The sequence below is a fragment of the Mesorhizobium sp. HAY1-8B genome (genome assembly GCF_056868045.1).
In genome coordinates this window covers 1,507,301-1,527,729 of sequence record NZ_CP200321.1, presented here as the reverse complement: position 1 = coordinate 1,527,729, position 20,429 = coordinate 1,507,301, and the positions used below count along the sequence as shown (strand labels likewise).

Genomic DNA, 20,429 nt, shown 5'->3' with positions numbered 1-20,429 from the left:
GGCGTTGGCCCACCGATCGAGAGGGACCACTCCGCCTGTTCTCGCTGCCCGGATCGCGCCCACACCCGCAAGGAAACTTTTTGTTGCATCGCAACATTTTGATGCGGCGTGGCAAAAAACCGCCTCACCGGGGTGCAAGACTCTTCGGGATGGCGCATGCCCAGCGCCACGGCGCCAAGGCCGCATCGAGTACGTCGCCGCCGACAAGGGCAAGGCGGCCAATGGAGGCTACCGATGAATTACACACGCAGAAAACTCCTGGCGCTTCTGGCCGCCTCCACGGCGGTACAATCGGTCGCCAGCCAGGCACTGGCCGAGAGCGTCGTGGCGGGAAGCGGGGACGTCGTCCTCGACAAACTTCCCGACTGGGCCGATGTGAAACTCCAGCTTTGGAAATACTCCAATCCCTTCGCACCGTCGCAGTGGAGCGAGCCCAAGCTCGGAGGCTATGACTGGAAGGCCGCCAACGTCAAAATCGTCGATGGCGCACTTCAGCTTACCGTCAGCGAGAAAGCCTCGGCGGAGGTGATCTCGGGCAGCAATTCCGCATCCGCATCGGCGAAATGGGAGGTGGACGTAACGCTGCCGACGATGAAACCAGGGCTGATCGCGGCGCCACTCTGGATCTTTAACGACAAGGCCCATGAGGAGGTCGATTTCGAGATCGTAGGCACCAGGGGGTTACAACTCACCGTCTGGGCGAACGTCGATAACCAGCACAAGGCAGTCTGGGTAAAATGGATTCGGGTTGGCGACCTTTCGGGCAAACGATATCGTCTCGGCCTGCAATATGAGGCCGGGAAACGAGTTATCTTTTCCATCGATGGCCAGGAAGCCGCGGTCGTCACGCCGGCCGACACCACCGGCGGTGCCTTTCCGAACAAGCCCATGCAGCCGTATTTCGACCTTTGGGTAGCAGCAGGTGCCATCATGGACCCGCGCTGGGCCGGCAAATGGGAGCCGATGGCTCCGTCGGAGAGACTGGTCATGACCGTTCACGGATACAGGCGGACCGACATTTAGCCATGAGGTAACTTCTTGCCGAGATGCTGTCGTGGATAGCCTCGAGGAAGGGCGCATGCGCCAATCCGGATATGCTGCATTGCAGCATTTTTGGTGCAGTGTAGCAAAAATCCACGTTTTCTGTTGCACTGCAAAATTATTGCCGTAGTTTGGGGTGGGTGGCGGTTGTGGATTTCGGATTTCCGGAATCCGCGCAAAGATCAGGAATCCTGAATTTGGAAGCCAATCCATTCGACCCGCCAGAAGGCTCGTTGCGCAAATCGGTCGGGCGCGGCGCGGTGGTGACCGCCCTGTCGCAATCGGTGCGGGTCGCGACACAGATCATATCCGTCATCGTGCTGTCGCGGCTGCTGTCACCGCAGGATTTCGGCGTCGTGGCGATGTGCGCGCCGGTCCTGGCATTCATCGCGCTGTTCCAGGATTTCGGCCTGACCCAGGCAACGATCCAGAAATCGGGCATCCGGCATGAGGAGGTGAACTACCTCTTCTGGATCAATGTCGCGGTCAGCGCGATCCTGGCCTGCGTGCTCGCGGGCGCGGCACCGCTGGTCGCGGCCTTCTACAGCGAGCCGCGCGTGGCCGGGCTGGTGGCCGCGTTCGGCCTGCAGATCATGGCCTATGGGCTCGGCGCCCAGCATCTGGCGCTTTTGACCCGGCGCATGCAGTTCGGGCGCCTGGCGATCATCGATGTCGCCAGCGCCATCGCCGGGCTGGCGGTATCGATCGCCTGGACCTTCATCGACCGTTCCTACTGGGCGCTGTTCGCCGGCACGCTGACCGGCGCGGTGCTGCCGACGCTGTGTTACTGGGCAAGCTCGCGGTGGCGGCCCGGCATGCCGCGCAAGGTCGCTGGCATCGGCGAACTGATCAATTTCGGCGCCGGCATCACCGGCTTCAACTTCGCCAATTTCTTCGCCCGCAACCTCGACAATGTGCTGATCGGCAAATACTGGGGCGAGCAGCAACTCGGCCTTTACGACCGCGCCTACAAGCTGCTTCTGTTCCCACTCAGCCAGATCACCAATCCGCTGTCGAAGGTCATGGTGCCGGCGCTGTCCAGGCTGAAGGACGAACCGGACCGCTATCGCAGCGCCTATCTGCGCGTCATGCCGCTGATCCTTTTGGTGGCCTTGCCCGGCGTTGCCTTCGCTACCGCCATGTCGGATGTGCTGATCCCCTTCGTGCTCGGCGAGCAATGGCGCGCAAGCGCTTCGATCTTCCTGGCGCTCGGCTTTGCCGGGCTGCTGCAGCCGCTCAACAACCCGGCGGGCTGGCTTTTCGTCAGCCAGGGCCGCTCCGGTGACTTCATGCGCTGGGGCATCATCACGGCGGTGACGTCGGTGCTCGCTTTCGCGATCGGCCTGCCCTATGGCGCGCTCGGCGTGGCCATCGCCTATGCGGTCAGCGAATATCTGCGCACGCCGTTCCTGTGGCTCTATGTCGGCAAGAGCGGACCGCTGCGGGCCAGTCATGTGCTGCGCGCCGCGACCCCGTTCGTGCTCGGCGCGCATCTGGCGCTGGCGGCGGTCTGGCTGATCAAGCCGATGCTGCCGCAGCAACATGTCATCGCCTTGGCCAGCGGCGCCATTCTTGCCTACCTCATCACCATCGTCGTCGCGCTCGCCTTCGCATCCGGCCGCGAGGCCTTGCGCGAGGCCCTGAAAATGCTGCCGGCAAGGCAGCCAGCGGCAACGCCGCGCGAGGCGCAATAATTTCGACGCCTTTGCCGGCTACCCAACATCCACACGAGCATCAGGTCCGATCCATGCACTACCGATCGATCTCCGACATGAACGACGCCATCGTCAGCAACCTTCACCGGCTGCCGCGCGACATCGACCTCGTGGTCGGCGTTCCCAGAAGCGGCGTGCTGGCGGCGACGCTGGTGAGCCTTGCCGCAAACATTCCGATGACCGACCTGGATAGCTTCCTGGAAGGCCGTGTCTACACGTCAGGCATCACCAAGCGCCGCGCCGCACTCGACCGCAAGGTCTCCGAGATGCGCAAGGTGCTGGTGATCGACGACAGTGTGGCGGGCGGCAATGCCATGCGCGACGCCCGCGTCCGCATCCAGGCTGCCGGTATCGAAGCCGACTTCACCTTTGCCGCCGTGTTCGGCCTGCAGCCCCGGCACCCCGAAACCGACGTCGTCTTCGAGGTCGTGCCTCATCCGCGCATGTTCCAGTGGAATTTCATGCATCACAAATTCCTGGCGCAATGCTGCGTCGACATAGACGGGGTGCTGTGCCTCGACCCGACCGAAGCGGAAAACGACGACGGCCCCGCCTATGAAAAATTCCTCAGCGAAGCGCGCCCTCTTCATGCCCCGACCCACAGGATCGGCTGGCTGGTCACCAGCCGGCTCGAGAAATACCGCGCGCTGACCGAGGCATGGCTCGCAAGGAACGGTATCCAGTACGACCAACTGATCATGCTCGACCTGCCGAGCAAGGCGGAGCGCCAGCGGCTTGGCGCGCATGGCAGTTTCAAGGCTGATTTCTACCGCAAATCCGACGCCATCCTGTTCATCGAAAGCGAGCATGCGCAGGCGTTGAAGATCACCGAACTGTCGGGCAAGCCAGTGCTTTGCGTCGAAACGCACATGGTCAGCGTTCCCGACGCGCTGTCGCTGCCGGCGCTCGGCCAGGCAGCGCGCAACCTGCCAGCGAGGCTGCGGCAGATCAACTCGCAGGAGGGCCGCAAGGGCGCCGCCAAGGCCCTCGCCCGCGCCCTGCTTGGCGCCCGCGGCTACGAGACGCTGAAAAGCCGGGTCAAGCGCCCGGCCTGATCAACGCCGTGACAGCTGTCATCGAGCAGCGCGCCCGCCATGGCTACGCCGCCTGGCGGGCGCGCTGCCGCACCGCCCTGTCCAGTATGGAGAAGAAGGTGACGAACTGGCGGTCCGGGTCGAGTTCCGGGCGCGCCGCGAAACCGCGCGCGAGGCCCGAGACGCAATCATATTCCTTGTTGTCGTTCCACAACCGCCTGACGGCCGCGACCCAGTCGGCGAGCGGAGCGTCGTAATCCAGCACCGCGCCGCCCGGGCCGATCGCTTCGGGCAGGCCGCCGCGCCGCGAGCCGACGACGGGGATTCCGCTGCAATGGGCCTCCGACGCGACGCGTCCCCAGGCTTCTTCCCATTTGCTGGGCGCAAGCAGGATCCTGGTGCGGCCATAGACCGTCTTCATGTCGTTGGTGCGGCTTTCCAGCGTGACATTGCCAAGCGGTGCGATCGTCTCTTCGATGCGCGCGCGATGGTCCTCCTCCAGCTTCCAGCTTTCAACGAACAGGAACGGGATCTCGGGGCAGGCACCGGCGATGCGCACCGCCAACTCGAAACCCTTTTCCTCATAGGGATTGATCAGCGTGACAAACTGGCCCGTGGTCGGCGTGCTGTACTGCGTCGGGTTGATGGTCGGCGGGATCACTGTCGCCTCGATGCCGAACTCCCTGCTGTAGGTGCGCGCGGTGAATTCGGAATTGGCGATGTAGAGGGCGGAGCGCAAATCGCGCAGGTCGCCGGCCAGTTCATGAAACTCGACATTTCTGAGATAGACGACCAGCGGCACGCCCTCGGCCTGCAGCGCCTTGCCGAGCGGAACCGACTTGTGGCACTGAACCACCGCCACATCCGGCTTCACGCGGTTGACGGCAAAGCCCGCCGCCTCCCAGGGGAACCACGCCCGGATCACCGGGTAGCCGGGGAAACTGTCGACGACCGCGGGCTGGCGCAAAAGCTTCATCTTGGCGCGCGCCTTGAGGCCGAAGACGCCGTCGCCGAACAGGGCGGCAAGCACCGCGGCCTCATGCCCATGCTCGATCAGTTGTTCGGCCAGATGATGCGTGCTCGACTGGACGCCGCCGCTGAATTCCGGCGGGTAGCCGTTGCCGCCTGCAAAAAGAACTTTCATGATCGTGACTCCTGTCTTTTCGCGTTTCATTCGATGCGGCCGGTTAACAGCCGCGTCGAAGGCGCCTCATGCGCTCGGAGGCGGATCAAGCGTCGCGAACGGGTTTGTGCATGAGTGCCATCCGGTGAAGCGGATCGGATCGTCGGGCGAACTGCGCCCGGCGTAGTCCGTCAGCATATGGAATTCGGCAACGAGCCAGCGATCGAAATGCCTGAGATCGCGCCGCTTGCGCTGCGGCAGCAACCCACGCGCCTGGCCGAGCTTCGTCTTTTCAAGCAAGGTAACGGCATCGCCCAGCGTCTCGCTTGGGAATATCCAGGGATTCCGGTTACGGAACTCCAGCACGAACTGCTGCAGATGCTCGATGCGCATGTTCAGCCTGCCAAGATATTTTTCCAGCGTGACCCGAACCAGATCCTCGTCCGAAAACGAGGAGACGGCCGCGTAGGCAGCGCCCGTCGAGGCAACTCCACCCGCCAGGATGGCCAGTGCCGAGCGCCGTGTGACTTCGATCATGGGCCCGCTCCTCTCACGCGATCCGGCTCGCCGCCCGCAGCGACAACGCCGCCGCCGTCAGGCTCGGGTTGGCGCAGGAGCAGCTCGGGTAGGTGCTGGTGCCGACGACAATCAGGTTTCTCAACCGGTGATGGATCATGTCGCTGTCGATGACCGAATCGGCCGGGCCGGTGCCCATCCTGAGCGTTCCCTGCACATGCGATTCGGTTGGCCGGATGCCGCGATCGAAAAGTCTTTCGACCGGCAGCGGGGCGAGCAGCCCGGGCAATTTATCCAGCGCCCGGGCCATGCCCTTCACCGCGTAGTCCGACGGCGCCTTGAAGGAGACAAAGGCATTGTCGTCCTCGTCGAGGGTGACGAAGTTCTCGTCATCGAGCAGGTTCTCCGTGACCACGACCAGCGGCAGCGTCTGGCGCAGACGCCCCTTCTCGGCGCGCATCCCGTGCTGCCAGCGGTTCTCGAAATAGACCAGGGCCGCCGCGTGCTCGGACCGGTGCGGGCCGTCATAGAGGCCGAAATTCAGCCCGGTGGTAATTGTGCTGCCGTCGAAATTGTCGACGCCGTCGAGATAGACCTCGAAATTCCAGCCATAGGATTCGTGCAGGCCGCGCCCGACGAATTCATCGCCCAGGCCGGAGCGCAGCATGATCGCGGCGCTCTGGATGGCATTGGCGCCGAGAATGAAGAGGTCGCCGCTGACCTGATATTGCTTGCCGTCATGGACGAAGGTGACCGAACGGACCGTACCGCCGACATGGTCGAGCCGCCGCACTTCCGCACCGAGGCAGACCGAAACGTCGGGATGCTCGAAGACGTGCATCAGGCCGTTGTTGGCGGTGAATTTCGCGTCGACCGGGCACAGCCAGCAGCGCAGATTGGCACAGCACGAGGTGCGTTGCGAGGTCGGGACCCGGGCACGGGCGGTCGGCATGACGAAGTGCTGGTCGGGTTGGGCCGCCTTCATCATCTTGTCCGGCGTCGACATGCGATGCGGCGGTTGCGGAAACGGTTTTGAACGCGGCAGCATCGCCGCCATGTCAGGGTCGCCCGAGATCGACATGATCTCTTCGGCATCGCAGTAGAACGGCTCGACATCGTCATAGCTGATCGGCCAGTCATTGCCGATGCCGTAGGTGCTTTTCAGCCTGAAATCATTGGGATGGAACCGTGGCGTCTGCGCGAACCAGCAGTTGGTCCCGCCGCCCAGCCCGATCGTATAATTCCACGGCTTGTCGGAATTGGTCTTGTAGGTCGTCTCGTCGTCGATGTCGGTGTTGGCGTTCTGGTCGAGCTGCCATTCATGCGTATTGTGTCGGCCCCACTCCAGCACCAGGATGCGCGCCTTACGCCGCTTGGCGAACTCGTGCAGGAAGAAGGCCGAACCGAAGCCGGAACCGATCGCGACAAGATCGAAATGATCCCTGGTGATTTGCTCGGGCTTTACATCCAGCACCATCAGCTACAACTCCGCACAGAAATACACACCCATCGGGGCCTCGCGACCGTTCTTCATGTCCGAGACCAGTCTCACCACTCCAGTCTCATGCCGCCATTCTGCCGATCGAGTGATATTCGATGCCATGGCGCGCCACGACCTTGGGATCATAGAGGTTGCGCCCATCGAAGATGACCGGTGTGCTCAGCGCGTCCTTGAGCGCGTCGAAGGACGGCGCGCGGAAGCTCTTCCATTCGGTGGCGATGAGCAGTGCGTCGGCACCGCGCAGTGCCGCTTCCTTGGTGCCGCACAGCATCAGGTCGTCGCGCAGCCCGTAGATGGCCTGGCATTCCTGCATCGCCTCGGGATCATAGGCCTGCACGGTCGCGCCGGCCTTCCAAAGCGCCTCCATCAGGACGCGCGCCGGCGCCTCGCGCATGTCGTCGGTGTTGGGTTTGAAGGCCAGGCCCCACAGCGCGAAGGTCTTGCCCGCAAGATTGCCCTTGAAGTAGCGGTTGACCTTGTCAAACAGCACGGACTTCTGGTCGTTGTTGCGTTCCTCGACGGCACGCAGCAGCTTGGCGTCGAATTTGACGCCTTCGGCGGTCTTGATCAGGGCGCGGACGTCCTTGGGGAAGCACGAGCCGCCATAGCCGAGGCCCGGATAGATGAAGTGATAGCCGATGCGCGGGTCGCTGCCGATGCCCTTGCGCACCTCCTCGATATCGGCGCCGAGTTGCTCGGCCAGATTGGCCATCTCGTTCATGAAGCTGATCTTGGTCGCCAGCATGCAGTTGGCGGCGTATTTCGTGAATTCGGCGCTGCGCACGTCCATCACGATCATCTTTTCGTGGTTGCGGTTGAAGGGCGCGTAGAGCTCGCGCATCACCGCCTCGGTGTCCTCGCTGGACGTGCCGACGATGATGCGGTCGGGCTTCATGCAGTCGGAAACGGCCGAGCCTTCCTTGAGGAATTCGGGATTGGAGGCGACGTCGAAGCTCAGGTCCTCTCGCCCTCTTGTCTTCAGCGTTTCGGCGATCCTGGCCTTTACCTTTTCGCAGGTGCCGACCGGCACGGTCGACTTGCCGACGATGATCTTGGCGGTGTCCATCTCGCGACCGATGGTCTCGGCGACCGCCAGCACATATTTCAGATCGGCCGAACCGTCCTCGCCGGGCGGCGTGCCGACCGCGATCATCTGGATTTCCCCATGCCTGACCGCGGCGGCGGCATCGGTGGTGAATTTGATGCGGCCGGCGGCGTGATTCTCCCTGACGAGGCTTTCGAGGCCCGGCTCGAAGATCGGGACGAAGCCCTGGTTGAGCCGTTCCACCTTGTTCGCGTCGATGTCGACGCAAACAACCTGGTGGCCGACCTCGGCAAGCACCGCCGCCTGCACGAGGCCGACATAGCCAATTCCAAACACCGTCAAGTTCATTCGATTTCGTTCCTGTCCAGGGTCGCGAACCACTTTCGGTCCGGCCGGTTCAATTCGACGTTCCCAACTATTTTATAGTGCATGCGAGCGATTCAGGAAATTGACAGGGTTCGCCGAGCGCGGTGAAGGCGACGCGTTCGATCTGCAACGAAAGCTTGCGGCCCGGATCCGCGAACGCGCCCATCCAACCTTTCATCGTGTCGCTGCCCCAAAAGCTGAAGAAAATCTTCTGCGCATGGCTGGGCAGCTTCGCCGGATCGGTGATGGTGTTCACCAGCTGGCCGTTGACGTACCAGCGCAAACTATCCTTCTCCCAAACGAAGGCGTAGTCGTTGAAGGCCTTGTCGGTGCCGCCCGGCACCTCGACCAGCTTCTCGTTCTTGCCCTTGCCGTCGATATAGGCGTTGACCTGCACCTTGGATGTGTCCTTGGTCAGGATCTCGAAGTCGATCTCGTCCCAAGGCTGCTTGTCGGACGGGCCGATATAGGAAAAGAAAGCCGCGTTCAGGCCGGGACCGGTGTCGGTCTTCATCCGCGCCTCATAAGTGCCGTAGCCGAAGCGCTGCTTGGTCTGGATCTCGCCGCAGGCGAACTCGCGATCCTTCGTCTTCTGCTTCTCGAACCCTAGTGACAATACACTGTCGGACAGGCTGATCTGCCCCTTCGACCAGGTGCAATTCTGGTGACTGCCGTTCGTCCAGCCGTCGGAAACGTACCAGCGTTCACGATTGAAACTGGTGAAATCGTCGACGAAAGAGGGGGCCGTCTCGATATTCTGTGCATAGGCGGGAACTGCCGGGAAACCGGCGAGAGCGGCCAACAGCAGCGCCCCGGCCGGACCCAGCAGCCACAGCCCGGTCCGCCGGGTCCGGTGCGCGATGGGCAATGCATCAATTGCAGTCGTGGATGTGGATTTCGAACCCGAATTCATACCAAACTCACCTTTGTGCTGTGTGTCCCCAACCCAAAGTCGACGTTTGAACCGCTTCCAAACGGGCCAACCTTGACCTCCTCCTTGACCCTCCCGAAATCCCTCTCCAGTCTTGCATCGCATCCTTGCGGCAGTCCCGCGCCTTCACGGTCACGCTCGGCCGGTGCCAGCGGGCCTGGCGAAATCGACCGCGGCGGCCGAATCGGACGTCCCACCCTCGTCGAAGACCGTATGCAGCGAATGACGGAGTTCCTTCATCATGCCGTTCTGGCGCGACAATGCCGCGATGCGACGCTCGCAATTCAGGATCGACTCCGTCAGCGCGGTGACTTCGGATGAGCGTCTGCGCGAGGCAGAGCCGTTTTCCATGGCTTCGACAAGAAAGGCCGCGTTGGTGGCAGTCTTGCGGTAACGGCTCTCCAGGCCGGTTCTCTCGGCTTCGATCTCGGCTGCAATCTGCTCGAAGAGCTTCGCCAGCCGGTCCAGGCGCGAGACGTCGGCCTGCCGGTCGCGGGCAGGATCCCTTGATCTGAAGCCGAATATCGAGGCCATGGCTTAAATTCCTGTCATCGCCGGCTTGCGTGCCGGGCTACTGGCCAATCCCCGCAACCGGGGCTGAAAAACTCGTACCGCATTGTCCAACTCCACTGACGGGAGAGACTTCAGACCAATCCGATCGGGGGCCAGTTCGGCTGGTCGTTTAATTTGCTGCACCGCAACATAGACTGCCATCGTCGGAGCCGTGAGGCAACCACCCAATTCGTAAACTCATAAATCCGGTGGAAATGGTTTGCGCGGTGACGTGCTGCCGGCGGGGGCAAAGCGAGCATTCCCAGCGGCTTACCGTTCCTTGCCCGCACTGGTCCCGGCCATCAGGAAACGCAACGGCGGCACATGCCTTTGCCCGGAGGCAAGGCCAACGCGACGAAACAGCGCCTCGAGCTTGTCGGACGCCACGCCCTGGACGATGGGGACCAGGTTGGATTGACTGGCGAACGCATAGGCCGCGGCCGAAGCCAGCCCGCGCTCGGCCTTCACGTCAAGGAAGTTGCGCAGCCGGTATTTGTCGCGCACGTGCCGCTCGTGCCGCCGCAGCACTGCTTTGGAACCTTCCGGCAAGCTGTCGATCGCCAACAGCGCCAGATCCGCGTCGGCCAATCGCTTCAGGTCCTGCGTCTTGTGGCGGCCGCTGAGCGAATCGGCGCGCACGATGGCGCCGTAGCCGCAGGAGCGGATGACCTTGAACCGCGCCCCGTGGGCGACCGCGCGGGCGTAGAGTTCGTAATCCTCGCCCAGCCGCAGGCTCTCATCGTAGCGCAATCGGTGCCGATCGAGGAAGGCGCGGCTGATCACGGGCTTCAGGAAGCCAAGCTCGCCTCTTTGCACGCGGCGCCTGGAGATGTTGCCTTCGACGAAGCGCTCCAAGTCGAGGAATTCCGGCTCGGCGGCAAAATCCGGGGCAACGATTTTCGTCGCGTCGCCTGTCGTGTCATCCCTGATCAACATGATGTTGTCGGCCGCGAAATCCCAATCGGCGCCGGCAAACAGGTTGCGGAACCGGCCTTCGAGGAAGAAGTCGTCGGCATCCAGAATGCTGATGAACGGCGCCTTCGAGCCGGCTATCGCGGCATTGCGGGCGAAGGACGGGCCGCGATTGACGTCGAGACGCATCACCGCAAGCCGGCCGCTACCGTCGTCGGCGGAGCGGGCGACCTCGGCGGTGTTGTCGGTGGAGCCGTCGTCGACGACGACGACCTCCGTCACTTCCGGTTCGCGCAACGCGGATGCGATGGCTACCGCGATCGTACGTGCCGCGTTTTTGGCCGCGATGATCACGCAGACCTCGGATTTCGTCATCGACATGGGTTTTGCCTCTTGCACAGGTTTCGATCTGCCCTCGCCCTGTACGTATTCGATGCCCATCGCCATCACGGACTGGCCGGCCGTTCGAAGATACGGCGGCTGATATCCGCCGATGCCGCCCAGCCGGCTTCTGCCAGATAGCGGACGGGAGCCCGGCCGCACAATTCCCACAACACGGTTCGCCGCTGCGGCCATCGCAGTGACGACAGCCATGGCGCGATGACCATGTTGAGCAGATCCTCATTGCCGATGCGCGAAAGGATCGGCTTGGCCCGCTCCGACAAAAGCGTATCGGTGCCGCCCAGCAGCACGTCGGCGGCACGCAGGCCGAGCAGCAGCGTATCGTCCAGCCCCTGGCTCACCGCCGCATCGAGAACACGGCGCTGATCGGCCTCGTCGAGACGGTTGGCGCTGGCCCTGATGTCGCAGACATAGCCAGCGCAGGGTTCGCGGTTGAACAGGGCCTTGGCGACACTGATGCAGGACAGCATCAGCGTGTCGGCGACCGACGTGAACGGCACTCCAGTGCCGGTGATCTCGACCAGCCGTTTGCGTCGCAGGAACCCGTCGGCATCGCGTGGGCTGGGCGAGCCGGGCTGCTGGAGCCGATAGTGAAGGTCGACCGTGGAGGATTTCGGCCCGCTTCCGCGAATCATGTGCTGTTCGCCAAGGAAGCGAACCCACCAGACCGAGCGCGACTTGCCTGATACCTCGTAGCCGATCGAACGCAGCGCGTCGCGCGCCGTCGAGAAACCTGCAGGCGAAACCAGGATATCGACATCGCCCGAAGGCTTCATGAAATGGTCGTCGTAGAGCAGATGCTGCTGAAACGGGCCTTTCAGAAAAACGAAATCGATCTGCCTGTCGCGCAGCGCCTGATGGATCGCCATCGAATCCATAAGGCAGGCGGCGTTCATCGAGACCGTCTGTCGGCGATAGGTATCGAGCCATCGGGAAAGCTCAGCCGGCCTGTCGCCCGCCGGCGCGCGCGACAGCGCCTTCAGAACGAAGGTGGCGACTTTGTTCAGCCTGGCGATGTCGGCGACGGCAGCATCGGAAAGGCCCTGCCGCGACAGATCGGCGGCCGAGGCCGCCGCGCCCGAGAAATACAGCCGCAGGCAGGCCTGCACATAGGCAATCTCGTCGGCGCAGTCGGCGGCGCGCAGTCGTTCATAGGAACTTTCCGGCAAGGCCATTGAGCGCATGGTCTCCAAAACGCGGTTTGCGCGACGCGTATGCTGCAGGTGCGAAGCAAAGCATCCTCAAAAACCTCGGCGGCGTAAAGTCTTTCCTTTCGCAGTGCGAAATTTTGCAACCAGAGCGGTTGCCAAGCCTCCCGAAGACCGCGAAATATACGATTGGAATTGCAACCGACGTCGAGGCGTTTCGGCCGATCATCACCATGGGTCGGCTAACAAGAATCCATCTTTTTTAGGCGTGCCTAAAAAATCATCAGCATTACCAACTTTTTATGCAAGTAAAATCAATCGTTTAAAGAATCACCCTCGCCGAAGGCATCCCTTGATGCTTCAATCCAAAAGAGGCGGAATTTTGAGCAACCCGCACACGCATGGTAACGCCCGCAACCCGCAATTGATTAACCAGAGGTAAATCAGGCTTGACTCATAAATGCTGCCATGCAGCTATTGCACCGCAGCATGAAAGTGCTGACGGCACTCGACAGGCCGTTTCCAGTCCTCATTGGAGAGTAAAATGGAACAGAATGTTGAAAAGCACGAGTACGAAACGCCAAGCCTGACGGTACATGGTTCCATTGAGACCATCACCCAGGGCGGTGGTGGCAGCACGGCAATCGACGCGTCGTTTCCCGCGCACACCCCAATCGGCGACCTGACGTTCTCCTGAGACTAACCTGGTTCCGGAGGAGTGACGTTGGGCCTCCGGGATCCAAGACCATAAATGGAGCCGGGGATGAAAATCCCCGACTTTCCCTTTTGACCTGACGACGCGTAGACCGTGTGTTGCAACGAGGTTTTGGCATGAACTGGAACCCATCCGAGCACGATTGCGTAAGTGCCACCGGGGATGCCGTGGCTTGCGAATTTGGTGAGGGCCTCGCGCTTCTCAATCTCAAATCCAATATCTATTACAGTCTCAACGGCGTCGGCGCTTTCATCTGGGAGCTGATCCAGGAGCCGAAATCGATCGCCGATATCCGCGGCGCCGTGCTTGCGCGCTACAATGTCGACGCCGAGCGCTGCAAGGCCGACGTTGACGCATTGCTGCAAGGCCTGGCCGAAAACGGACTTGCGAGGCTGCAGCATGAGGCACTCGTCTAGGCAGGCTCCGCAAAAGGTCATGATCCCGCGGCAAAGACCTGTGATGGAACAAAGACCCAGGCCGACAACCCGCCGGCCCGGTCGGCGAAGTTTGGCCAGGGTTCTGTCGCTGAGCGGCTCTGAAGCCCTTTTCCTCTGCCACTGCCTGCTGGTGGTCGCGGCCGTCCGGCTGGGGCTGACATTGTTCTCCTACAACCGTGTTCGTGGCATGGTGACCCAGCTCAACGCGCGCCAGTGCGCCAGCATGGGCGAGCTGCGGCTCGTCGCCTGGGGCGTCGCCGCGGCTGCACGGTTCGTGCCGCGTGCCACTTGCCTTACCCAGGCACTTTCGGGTCAATACATTCTCGCACGCCAGGGCAATGCCTCCAACATCCGCATCGGCATCGAACGCGGCACGGGCGAGCAATTGAAGGCGCATGCCTGGCTGGTCAGCGACAACCATGTCGTGCTTGGCGGCTCCGTCGACGGCTTCGCGCATCTGGTCGACCACGGCAGCAAATGAGCGGCGTGGCCGGAATCCTGTTGCGACAGGGACACGCGATTGCGGTCCGAGGACACGCATCCGCGGTTCGGGGATCTGCGCCGGCGGACGCGGCGACCGACATCCAGCAGATGCTGGCACGCATGCGCCACCGTGGTCCCGACGGAAATTCGTGGTGGCTGGACAGCGGCATCGCGCTTGGCCACGCCTGGCTCAACACCACGGATGAGGCCGGCCCCGGCCCGCTCACCATGGCCGGCGGCAAGCTCGCCATCACCGCCGATTGCCGGCTGGACAATCGCGACGAGCTGATGGCGAGGCTGGGTGTCCGCGACAGATCGGTCGCTGACGCAGTGTTGCTGATGCGGGCCTATCTGCGCTGGGGCGAATCCTGCCCCGTCCACCTGCAGGGCGATTTCGCCTTTGCCATCTGGGATGCCGAGCGGCAGCTGTTGTTTTGCGTTCGCGACCATTTCGGGGTCAAGCCATTCTACTACCACGCCGCGGACCGGCGTTTTGCCTTTGCCTCCGAGATCGGGCCGATCCTTGGCCTCGACGGGGTCGATGCGCGCATCAGCGAGCACCGCATTTCGGGATTCCTGGCCGGACTTCCCGACGACCCGCAATCCACGCCCTACGGCGATATCTTCAGCCTGCCGGCGCGTCACAGCCTCACCGTCACCGCCCAACAGGTGGTGCTGCGCCGATACTGGCAGATCGAGCCATCGACGCGGCCGCTGCGATCGGATGCGGCGGAGGAATTTAGCCATCTGTTCGCCCAATCAGTGCGCAACCGGATGCGCGGCAGTCAGTCGATCGGCGCGATGCTGAGTGGCGGCCTCGACTCCTCCTCGATCGCCTGTGTCGCCGGCCTGCAGAATGCCGCCGAGCGGAAACCCAAGCTGCCGACCTTCTCGCTGATCTTCGAAAAGGGTTCATCGATGGATGAGCGGGCGTTCATCGATGCCGTGCTTGACCAGCAAAAGACCGATCCGACGCTGATCCCTGTCGGCAATTATGCACCCTTCGCCGAGTTCGAACGGGTGCTGGAGGAGCAGGAAGGCACCTTCCTTGCGCCGGGCCTGACGCTGACCCGCGGCATCTACAGAACCGCAGGCGCCAAGGGCGTCAAGGTGCTGCTCGACGGCCATGGCGGCGACGAGGTCGTTTCACAGGGCCATGGCCATCTGCACGAGCTTGCCAATGGCGGCAGGTGGCTGGACCTTTGGCGCGAGGTCCGCAGCGCCTCCAACACCTATGGCGACAGCACGCTCGCCCTCTATTTCCAGTTCCTGACCCTCTATGGGCCGGCATGGCGGATCGCCAGGCTGAGACAGCTGGCGAACCGGGCGCTGAACCGGATACGCAAACCCACGCGGATACAGCGCGGCCGCAGCTGGCGCGACCTGATCAATCCGGACCTGGCCAGGCGCACCGAGATCATCGACCGTTTCCACCGGGCCGGATACATGCCGCCGGGCGTCCAGGCCAGCGACGCCTTGAGCCATCGCTGGATCCTCTTGAACGGCTATGTGCCGCACTCTTTCGAGGTGCTCGACAAGGCGGCCGCCAATTTCGGCGTCGAGCCACGGTATCCCTTCTGGGACAAGCCGCTGGTCGAATTCTGCCTGGCGCTGCCGGGCGAGGAGAAACTCAGCCACGGCTTTGGCCGCTATGTGTTGCGCCGGGCGATGGAGGGCGTCCTGCCGGCGGCGGTCCAGTGGCGGCGCGACAAGATCGATTTCACCGCCAATCTGGTCAATGGCATGGTGCGCAACCACCGCGACCTGCTGGAGCAATTGCTGGTCTCGGATGCCGGTCGCATCGAGCCCTATGTCAACCTGCCACAGGTGAGCGCCGCATATGGCCGGCTGCTGCGCCAGCCCGATCAGGCAACCCCTCTCGATGTCCAGTATGTCTGGCGTTCGGCCTCGCTGTCACTCTGGCTGCGGCAGGTCCAGCATAGCGGGAGCCCAGCATGATGCCTCGCGACCAGCCGTTCGCCACCTGCCTTGGTGATCATCCTCCCCATGACGGGATGATGAGGGAGCGACGTTACTACCGAGCCTACGGCCTGACCGTCGCATCCGACGTGGCGTTGCCCGAACTGCAACCGGCGGAACCGGCGACGCCGGATATCCTGATCGCCATCGGCATGATCGACATGCCGAAGCCTTCGCCCGAGACCGCGACGATCTTCCGCTTCGAGCCGGACCGGCAATATCTGGCATGGCATGCCGTCGGTGCCTTCCTGATCAGTGATTTCAGCCGCATCGATATCGAGCCGGCGCCCGGCGTCGACGACGCGCTGCTGGCCTTCCCGCTGCTCGGGCCGGTGATGGCATTGTTGCTGCACCAACGTGGCCTGCTCGTCCTGCATGCCAGCGCCATCGCGGTGGCCGGGAGGGGCGCCATCTTCATGGGCGACAAGGGCGCCGGCAAGTCGACGACGGCAAGCGCGCTGATCCGAGCCGGACATGATTTGCTTACCGATGATGTCGTGGCGCTGGACCTGGCCAACCCGGCCACGCCGATGATCGTTCCGGGCTTTCCCCAGATCAAGCTAGCCGCAGATGCCGCGGCCGCGATTTCGCTTGGCCAGGCGGAGGTGCGGCCGCAAGTGCATCCGGCGATCGAGAAGATGCAACATCGCCTGCACGGCGCCTTCTCCGGAGGCACGGTGCCGGCGACCAGGATCTATGTCCTCGAGCGCGGCCAAAAGGCCGGGATCACGCCCTTGCCCGGTATCGCCGCCCTGCCGGCCATCATCAAATTCTCCTATGTGACGCGGTTCGGCCGCGCGGCGCTGTCCGGCGATTTCGCGACGCTGCATTTTCGCCAATGTTCAGCAATCGCTAACCATGTCGGCGTGTTCCGGCTGGAAGTTCCGACCGGCCTCGACAGGATTGGCGAGGCGGTGGAGCTGATCGAAGCCGACCTTGCGGTTGGCAGTTTAGCCGCCGGGGAGCCGGTGGCTGGCCGTCGGCAGCGGTGAGGGCAATCATGTCGAAGTTCTCGATCCTTCGCCTGTCGCTGTTTCATGATGTCGCCGCGTTCGGCGCCGTCATTGCCCAGATCGGCGGGCGACGGACCTGGACGGCGCTGCTGTTCCTCATCCTCGGCAGCCTGACGGAAGGCATCTCGATCCTGCTGCTTGTGCCGCTGCTGCACCTGGTCGGGCGCGCCGACCAGGATTTCGCGGTGCGGTTGCCGAACAATGATTTCGTGCGCTGGCTGGTGCCGGACGGAACGCTGCAACTGACGACGGTGCTGTGCGCGCTGGTCGGGCTCGTTGCCGTGCAGGCAGCATTCAACCGCTTCAAGTCGGTCTACATGGCCAGGCTTCTGTTTGATTTCATCAACCGCTTGCGCATGAACCTGTTCGAGAGCATCGGCAAGGCGCGATGGGGGGTGTTCTCGCGCATGCGCAGCTCAGACCTCGACCATGCCCTGACCGGCGACATCGATCGCGTCCAGGGCGCCGCCTTCTCGCTGCTGATGCTGGTGCAGATCGCGGTGCTTTTGGTGGGCTATCTCGTGATCTCCATGTTCATCTCGCCGATCATGACGGCGTTTGCGATCGTCATCGGCATCGTGATGTTCATAGCGCTGCAGCCGTTTCGCTCGCGCGCCACAGCCTTCGGGCGTGTCCTGACCAGCAACCGCCAGGATCAATACCGGACAGTCTCGGAATTCCTCGGCGGCATCAAGGTGGCCAAGAGCCTGAATGTCGAGGCCAGTTATTTCGCGCAGTTGCAGGCAACCCTGGAAAGGATGAAGGCCGACAACATCGACTATGTGCGCAACAGCTCGATCGGTACCGCCGTATTCCAGGTGACGAGTGTCGTGGGCCTCAGCCTGTTCATCTACGTGGCGCTGGTCCGCTTCAACCTGTCGCTGGCCGAGATTGTCGTGCTGCTCCTGGTTTTCATGCGTATCGCGCCGCGCTTCATGGACATGCAGACGCAGGCCCAGCAGGTGCTGATCAACCTGCCCGCCTATATGGCCATGCGCAGCCTGCAGGCACGCTTCGATGCCGAGCGCGAGCCGGGCCATGCCGAATTCGACGATGCCGAAAAGCTGTCGCTCGATACCGGGCTGAACATTCGCGGCGTCTCCTTCGGCTACGACGAAGGCGCCGGCAAGGCGGTGGTGAGCGACATCACCTTCGGGCTTCCGGCCGGCAAGGTCACCGCCCTGATCGGGCCTTCGGGGTCAGGCAAGAGCACGATCGCCGACATGCTGCTTGGCCTGCTCGAGCCGACCACCGGCAAGATCCTGGTCGACGGTGTCGAGATCGACGCCAGCAATCGCCGCCGCTGGCGCGATCAGGTGGCCTATGTGCCCCAGGACGTGTTCCTGCTGCATGACACGATCGCGGCGAACCTGCGGCTTGCAGCGCCACAGGCCAGCGACGACGCGCTATGGACCGCGCTGCGCGCCGCACATGCTAGCGAATTCGTCGAACAGCTCGGCCAGCGGCTCGAGACCGTGGTCGGCGACCGTGGTGCGCGCCTCTCAGGTGGCGAGCGCCAGCGCATTGCACTGGCGCGCGCGCTGCTGCGCAAGCCGTCGCTGCTCATCCTCGACGAGGCGACCAGCGCGCTCGATTGGCAGAACCAGGCACTGATCGCCAGGTCGATCGATGGATTGCGCGGCGCAATGACCATCCTGACCATAGCGCACCGGCCATCGATGATCGCCTTCGCCGACTGGGTGGTGGCGATGGAAGACGGCCGTGTGGTGGAGGTCGGACAGTATCAGCGGCTGAAGGCGAAGCCGGCGAGCCGGCTATCCAGGATGCTGTCGGGAGAACAGTCGGAAACCGAACCCGCCAATGTGGCCTGAGGCTGGATCGGGGGGCGAGAATTCAGGCTAGGCCGGCATCACCTGAATATCTGAACGCCCTAATGCAGGCTGCGCCGGGCGCTGCCCAGCTTCTCGCCTTCGGGCGCGTCGGGCGAGTTCAGCTTTCTTTCGGCTTCGCGTAGCCTGTCCGCAGGCGTCGGCGCGCTCCTGGCGATCATGGCATAGACGAGGATGAAATAGCCGGCCTGGATAACCGCCGCGCAGATGATGAGGCGCAGCAGCGTCGTGCCCAGCGAGGCGCCGCCAAGCCAGGACCAGGCGACGACGATCGCAAGAGCGAAAAGCATCCCAACGATGAATTTTGGAAGCGACATTACCCAACAGCCCATAAACCGGCTCGGGTCATATCCAACAATTGCCCCACCCGAGCGCCGTCCCTTGTCATGCGGGCTTGTTAAATCACCCGCTCTCGGCCGGTTGCTTCCGGCCTTTCACCCTGTCGCCACTGTGACAGGTATAATTTGCAATTCTATTAAGGCGAGCAGGAGGCGGCAAGGGCAACCGCACATATTTTTGATTGAGCTTACGCGATCGACTCTGTCATGCTGCAACGCACACGACGGCATTTCACTCAACATGCAACCGACGGCCTTTTTCAGTACAATCCGTAATATTAAGTAGTATTTTATGTTAATAGTCGTGAGGCTCGTACCTTTCTAAAGCACTAATATGTGCCGTCCCAGGCGAACGAGTGCGCCCTGCCCAAAAATCGCCCCAAAAAGGTCCGTATTTTTTTCCATTTGCCCATTTATTGTCACAAATTTGCTAAATATTCCGAAAAATGTGCATTGCTAGCTTATTATTTAGTCAATTCATGACGTGACTATTTCAATGGGCCGGGAAATTGTGTGTTGCGCTGCAACATTTTTTTGATATCGTGTGGTGAACCATTCGTTCAACGCATGGAGTTTCCGCATGAGGGATATTGCCAAGTCGGCCACGGCGGGCTTTTCGCAGGCTGACACCGATTTTCCGCCGCCGATCGGCGGCCTCATCAAGCGCTGCTTCGATATCGCCGGTTCGCTGGTCGGTCTGATTGCTCTCAGCCCGCTGTTCGTGATGATTGCCCTGCTCGTCAAGTTTTCCGACGGTGGATCGATTTTCTATGGCCACCGTCGAATCGGGCGCGGCGGACGGATTTTTCCGTGCCTGAAATTCCGCACCATGGTCCCGGACGGCGACAAGGTGCTGACCGCGTATCTTGCCACCAATCCGGATGCCAATGCGGAGTGGATAGCGACCCGCAAGCTGAAGAACGACCCGCGTGTCACCCGCGTCGGAGCGGTGTTGCGGAAGCTCAGCCTTGATGAACTGCCGCAGATCATCAACATCCTGCAGGGCGACATGAGTCTTGTAGGGCCTCGCCCCGTGGTGCGTGACGAGTTGGAAATCTACGGCAGTGCCGCGGTGTATTATCTGAAATCCCGGCCCGGCCTGACCGGCCTGTGGCAGGTCAGCGGCCGCAACGACGTCTCGTACGACAGCCGAGTCGCCTTCGACCGCCACTATGTCGAGAACTGGTCGCTGTTCGGCGACGTGCGCATCATCATCAAGACCGTGCCGGCCGTCTGGATGTCACGCGGCTCTTACTGACCGGCCGCAGGCACCAGGCATCCGGCGGCAAGCTCATCGGGCGATGGGGTTAAAACGGATCGGAACGTT

Annotated in this window: 19 protein-coding genes; 10 read left to right on the top strand and 9 right to left on the bottom strand. The window is 62.4% G+C overall.

What is annotated here, in order from left to right; translation table 11 throughout:
* The first annotated feature begins 156 nt into the window (after window positions 1-156).
* The 3 genes from AC1VON_RS07510 to AC1VON_RS07500 all read left to right on the top strand — a co-directional run bounded on the left by AC1VON_RS07510 (window position 157) and on the right by AC1VON_RS07500 (window position 3,811).
* Window positions 157-1,023 (top strand): LamG domain-containing protein, encoded by an 867-nt coding sequence (locus tag AC1VON_RS07510; protein WP_483121273.1) that lies wholly within the window; start codon window positions 157-159, stop codon window positions 1,021-1,023.
* A gap of 215 nt (window positions 1,024-1,238) precedes the next feature.
* Window positions 1,239-2,735 (top strand): lipopolysaccharide biosynthesis protein, encoded by a 1,497-nt coding sequence (locus AC1VON_RS07505; protein ID WP_483121271.1) that lies wholly within the window; start codon window positions 1,239-1,241, stop codon window positions 2,733-2,735.
* Window positions 2,736-2,788: 53 nt separating this feature from the next.
* Window positions 2,789-3,811 carry a phosphoribosyltransferase family protein gene (locus AC1VON_RS07500; protein ID WP_172347235.1) on the top strand — a complete coding sequence of 341 codons (1,023 nt, stop codon included), beginning with the start codon at window positions 2,789-2,791 and terminating at the stop codon, window positions 3,809-3,811.
* A gap of 43 nt (window positions 3,812-3,854) precedes the next feature.
* Here AC1VON_RS07500 and AC1VON_RS07495 read toward each other — a convergent pair whose 3' ends face one another.
* The 8 genes from AC1VON_RS07495 to AC1VON_RS07460 all read right to left on the bottom strand — a co-directional run bounded on the left by AC1VON_RS07495 (window position 3,855) and on the right by AC1VON_RS07460 (window position 12,313).
* Window positions 3,855-4,934 carry a glycosyltransferase gene (locus tag AC1VON_RS07495; RefSeq protein ID WP_483121269.1) on the bottom strand — a complete coding sequence of 360 codons (1,080 nt, stop codon included), beginning with the start codon at window positions 4,932-4,934 and terminating at the stop codon, window positions 3,855-3,857.
* Window positions 4,935-5,000: 66 nt separating this feature from the next.
* A complete protein-coding gene (locus AC1VON_RS07490) occupies window positions 5,001-5,450 on the bottom strand; it encodes a hypothetical protein (protein WP_483121267.1) in 450 nt (149 codons plus the stop codon).
* Window positions 5,451-5,463: 13 nt separating this feature from the next.
* Entirely contained in the window at window positions 5,464-6,906 is a 1,443-nt protein-coding gene (locus AC1VON_RS07485) for a GMC oxidoreductase (RefSeq protein ID WP_483121265.1), read from the bottom strand.
* An 85-nt stretch (window positions 6,907-6,991) separates the two neighbouring features.
* The gene (locus AC1VON_RS07480) at window positions 6,992-8,323 is read right to left on the bottom strand and encodes a UDP-glucose dehydrogenase family protein (RefSeq protein ID WP_483121263.1); all 1,332 of its coding nucleotides are present in this window, start codon (window positions 8,321-8,323) and stop codon (window positions 6,992-6,994) included.
* Between the two features lie 67 nt (window positions 8,324-8,390).
* Window positions 8,391-9,254, bottom strand: coding sequence for an endo-1,3-1,4-beta-glycanase ExoK (gene exoK, locus AC1VON_RS07475; protein WP_483126285.1), 864 nt, complete (start codon window positions 9,252-9,254; stop codon window positions 8,391-8,393).
* Window positions 9,255-9,404: 150 nt separating this feature from the next.
* Window positions 9,405-9,806 (bottom strand): hypothetical protein, encoded by a 402-nt coding sequence (locus tag AC1VON_RS07470; RefSeq protein WP_172347240.1) that lies wholly within the window; start codon window positions 9,804-9,806, stop codon window positions 9,405-9,407.
* Window positions 9,807-10,094: 288 nt separating this feature from the next.
* Window positions 10,095-11,117: a glycosyltransferase family 2 protein gene (locus tag AC1VON_RS07465; RefSeq protein ID WP_483121260.1), complete on the bottom strand. Its 1,023-nt coding sequence runs from the start codon at window positions 11,115-11,117 to the stop codon at window positions 10,095-10,097.
* Window positions 11,118-11,182: 65 nt separating this feature from the next.
* Window positions 11,183-12,313: a nucleotidyltransferase family protein gene (locus AC1VON_RS07460; RefSeq protein WP_483121258.1), complete on the bottom strand. Its 1,131-nt coding sequence runs from the start codon at window positions 12,311-12,313 to the stop codon at window positions 11,183-11,185.
* Window positions 12,314-12,830: 517 nt separating this feature from the next.
* Here AC1VON_RS07460 and AC1VON_RS07455 point away from each other — a divergent pair.
* From AC1VON_RS07455 to AC1VON_RS07430, 6 genes are all read left to right on the top strand, one after another.
* On the top strand, window positions 12,831-12,983 hold the full coding sequence (locus AC1VON_RS07455; RefSeq protein WP_010913078.1) for a lasso peptide: 153 nt from the start codon (window positions 12,831-12,833) through the stop codon (window positions 12,981-12,983).
* 134 nt (window positions 12,984-13,117) lie between these two features.
* A complete protein-coding gene (locus AC1VON_RS07450; RefSeq protein WP_172347243.1) occupies window positions 13,118-13,417 on the top strand; it encodes a PqqD family protein in 300 nt (99 codons plus the stop codon).
* A 91-nt stretch (window positions 13,418-13,508) separates the two neighbouring features.
* A complete protein-coding gene (locus AC1VON_RS07445) occupies window positions 13,509-13,919 on the top strand; it encodes a lasso peptide biosynthesis B2 protein (protein ID WP_246740851.1) in 411 nt (136 codons plus the stop codon).
* On the top strand, window positions 13,916-15,880 hold the full coding sequence (locus AC1VON_RS07440) for a lasso peptide isopeptide bond-forming cyclase (RefSeq protein ID WP_483121255.1): 1,965 nt from the start codon (window positions 13,916-13,918) through the stop codon (window positions 15,878-15,880). The genes AC1VON_RS07445 and AC1VON_RS07440 overlap by 4 nt, the downstream gene beginning before the upstream one ends.
* Window positions 15,877-16,893: a phosphoenolpyruvate carboxykinase (ATP) gene (locus tag AC1VON_RS07435; RefSeq protein WP_483121253.1), complete on the top strand. Its 1,017-nt coding sequence runs from the start codon at window positions 15,877-15,879 to the stop codon at window positions 16,891-16,893. The genes AC1VON_RS07440 and AC1VON_RS07435 overlap by 4 nt, the downstream gene beginning before the upstream one ends.
* Before the next feature lie 8 nt (window positions 16,894-16,901).
* Window positions 16,902-18,746, top strand: coding sequence for an ABC transporter ATP-binding protein (locus AC1VON_RS07430; protein WP_483121251.1), 1,845 nt, complete (start codon window positions 16,902-16,904; stop codon window positions 18,744-18,746).
* A 59-nt stretch (window positions 18,747-18,805) separates the two neighbouring features.
* On the opposite strand, the gene AC1VON_RS07425 is transcribed toward AC1VON_RS07430, so the two are convergent.
* A complete protein-coding gene (locus AC1VON_RS07425) occupies window positions 18,806-19,081 on the bottom strand; it encodes an exopolysaccharide production repressor exox (RefSeq protein ID WP_483121249.1) in 276 nt (91 codons plus the stop codon).
* 601 nt (window positions 19,082-19,682) lie between these two features.
* Between AC1VON_RS07425 and AC1VON_RS07420 the strand changes: the two genes are divergently transcribed.
* Window positions 19,683-20,360, top strand: coding sequence for a sugar transferase (locus tag AC1VON_RS07420; RefSeq protein WP_172347249.1), 678 nt, complete (start codon window positions 19,683-19,685; stop codon window positions 20,358-20,360).
* The last annotated feature ends 69 nt before the right edge of the window (window positions 20,361-20,429 follow it).

Coding starts and splice junctions, on each gene's coding strand:
- AC1VON_RS07510 (WP_483121273.1), top strand. CDS start 157: ATGCCCAGCGCCACGGCGCCAAGGCCGCATCGAGTACGTCGCCGCCGA.
- AC1VON_RS07500 (WP_172347235.1), top strand. CDS start 2,789: ATGCACTACCGATCGATCTCCGACATGAACGACGCCATCGTCAGCAAC.
- AC1VON_RS07495 (WP_483121269.1), bottom strand. CDS start 4,934: ATGAAAGTTCTTTTTGCAGGCGGCAACGGCTACCCGCCGGAATTCAGC.
- AC1VON_RS07490 (WP_483121267.1), bottom strand. CDS start 5,450: ATGATCGAAGTCACACGGCGCTCGGCACTGGCCATCCTGGCGGGTGGA.
- AC1VON_RS07485 (WP_483121265.1), bottom strand. CDS start 6,906: ATGGTGCTGGATGTAAAGCCCGAGCAAATCACCAGGGATCATTTCGAT.
- AC1VON_RS07480 (WP_483121263.1), bottom strand. CDS start 8,323: ATGAACTTGACGGTGTTTGGAATTGGCTATGTCGGCCTCGTGCAGGCG.
- exoK (WP_483126285.1), bottom strand. CDS start 9,254: ATGAATTCGGGTTCGAAATCCACATCCACGACTGCAATTGATGCATTG.
- AC1VON_RS07470 (WP_172347240.1), bottom strand. CDS start 9,806: ATGGCCTCGATATTCGGCTTCAGATCAAGGGATCCTGCCCGCGACCGG.
- AC1VON_RS07465 (WP_483121260.1), bottom strand. CDS start 11,117: ATGTCGATGACGAAATCCGAGGTCTGCGTGATCATCGCGGCCAAAAAC.
- AC1VON_RS07460 (WP_483121258.1), bottom strand. CDS start 12,313: ATGGCCTTGCCGGAAAGTTCCTATGAACGACTGCGCGCCGCCGACTGC.
- AC1VON_RS07455 (WP_010913078.1), top strand. CDS start 12,831: ATGGAACAGAATGTTGAAAAGCACGAGTACGAAACGCCAAGCCTGACG.
- AC1VON_RS07450 (WP_172347243.1), top strand. CDS start 13,118: ATGAACTGGAACCCATCCGAGCACGATTGCGTAAGTGCCACCGGGGAT.
- AC1VON_RS07440 (WP_483121255.1), top strand. CDS start 13,916: ATGAGCGGCGTGGCCGGAATCCTGTTGCGACAGGGACACGCGATTGCG.
- AC1VON_RS07435 (WP_483121253.1), top strand. CDS start 15,877: ATGATGCCTCGCGACCAGCCGTTCGCCACCTGCCTTGGTGATCATCCT.
- AC1VON_RS07430 (WP_483121251.1), top strand. CDS start 16,902: ATGTCGAAGTTCTCGATCCTTCGCCTGTCGCTGTTTCATGATGTCGCC.
- AC1VON_RS07425 (WP_483121249.1), bottom strand. CDS start 19,081: ATGTCGCTTCCAAAATTCATCGTTGGGATGCTTTTCGCTCTTGCGATC.
- AC1VON_RS07420 (WP_172347249.1), top strand. CDS start 19,683: ATGAGGGATATTGCCAAGTCGGCCACGGCGGGCTTTTCGCAGGCTGAC.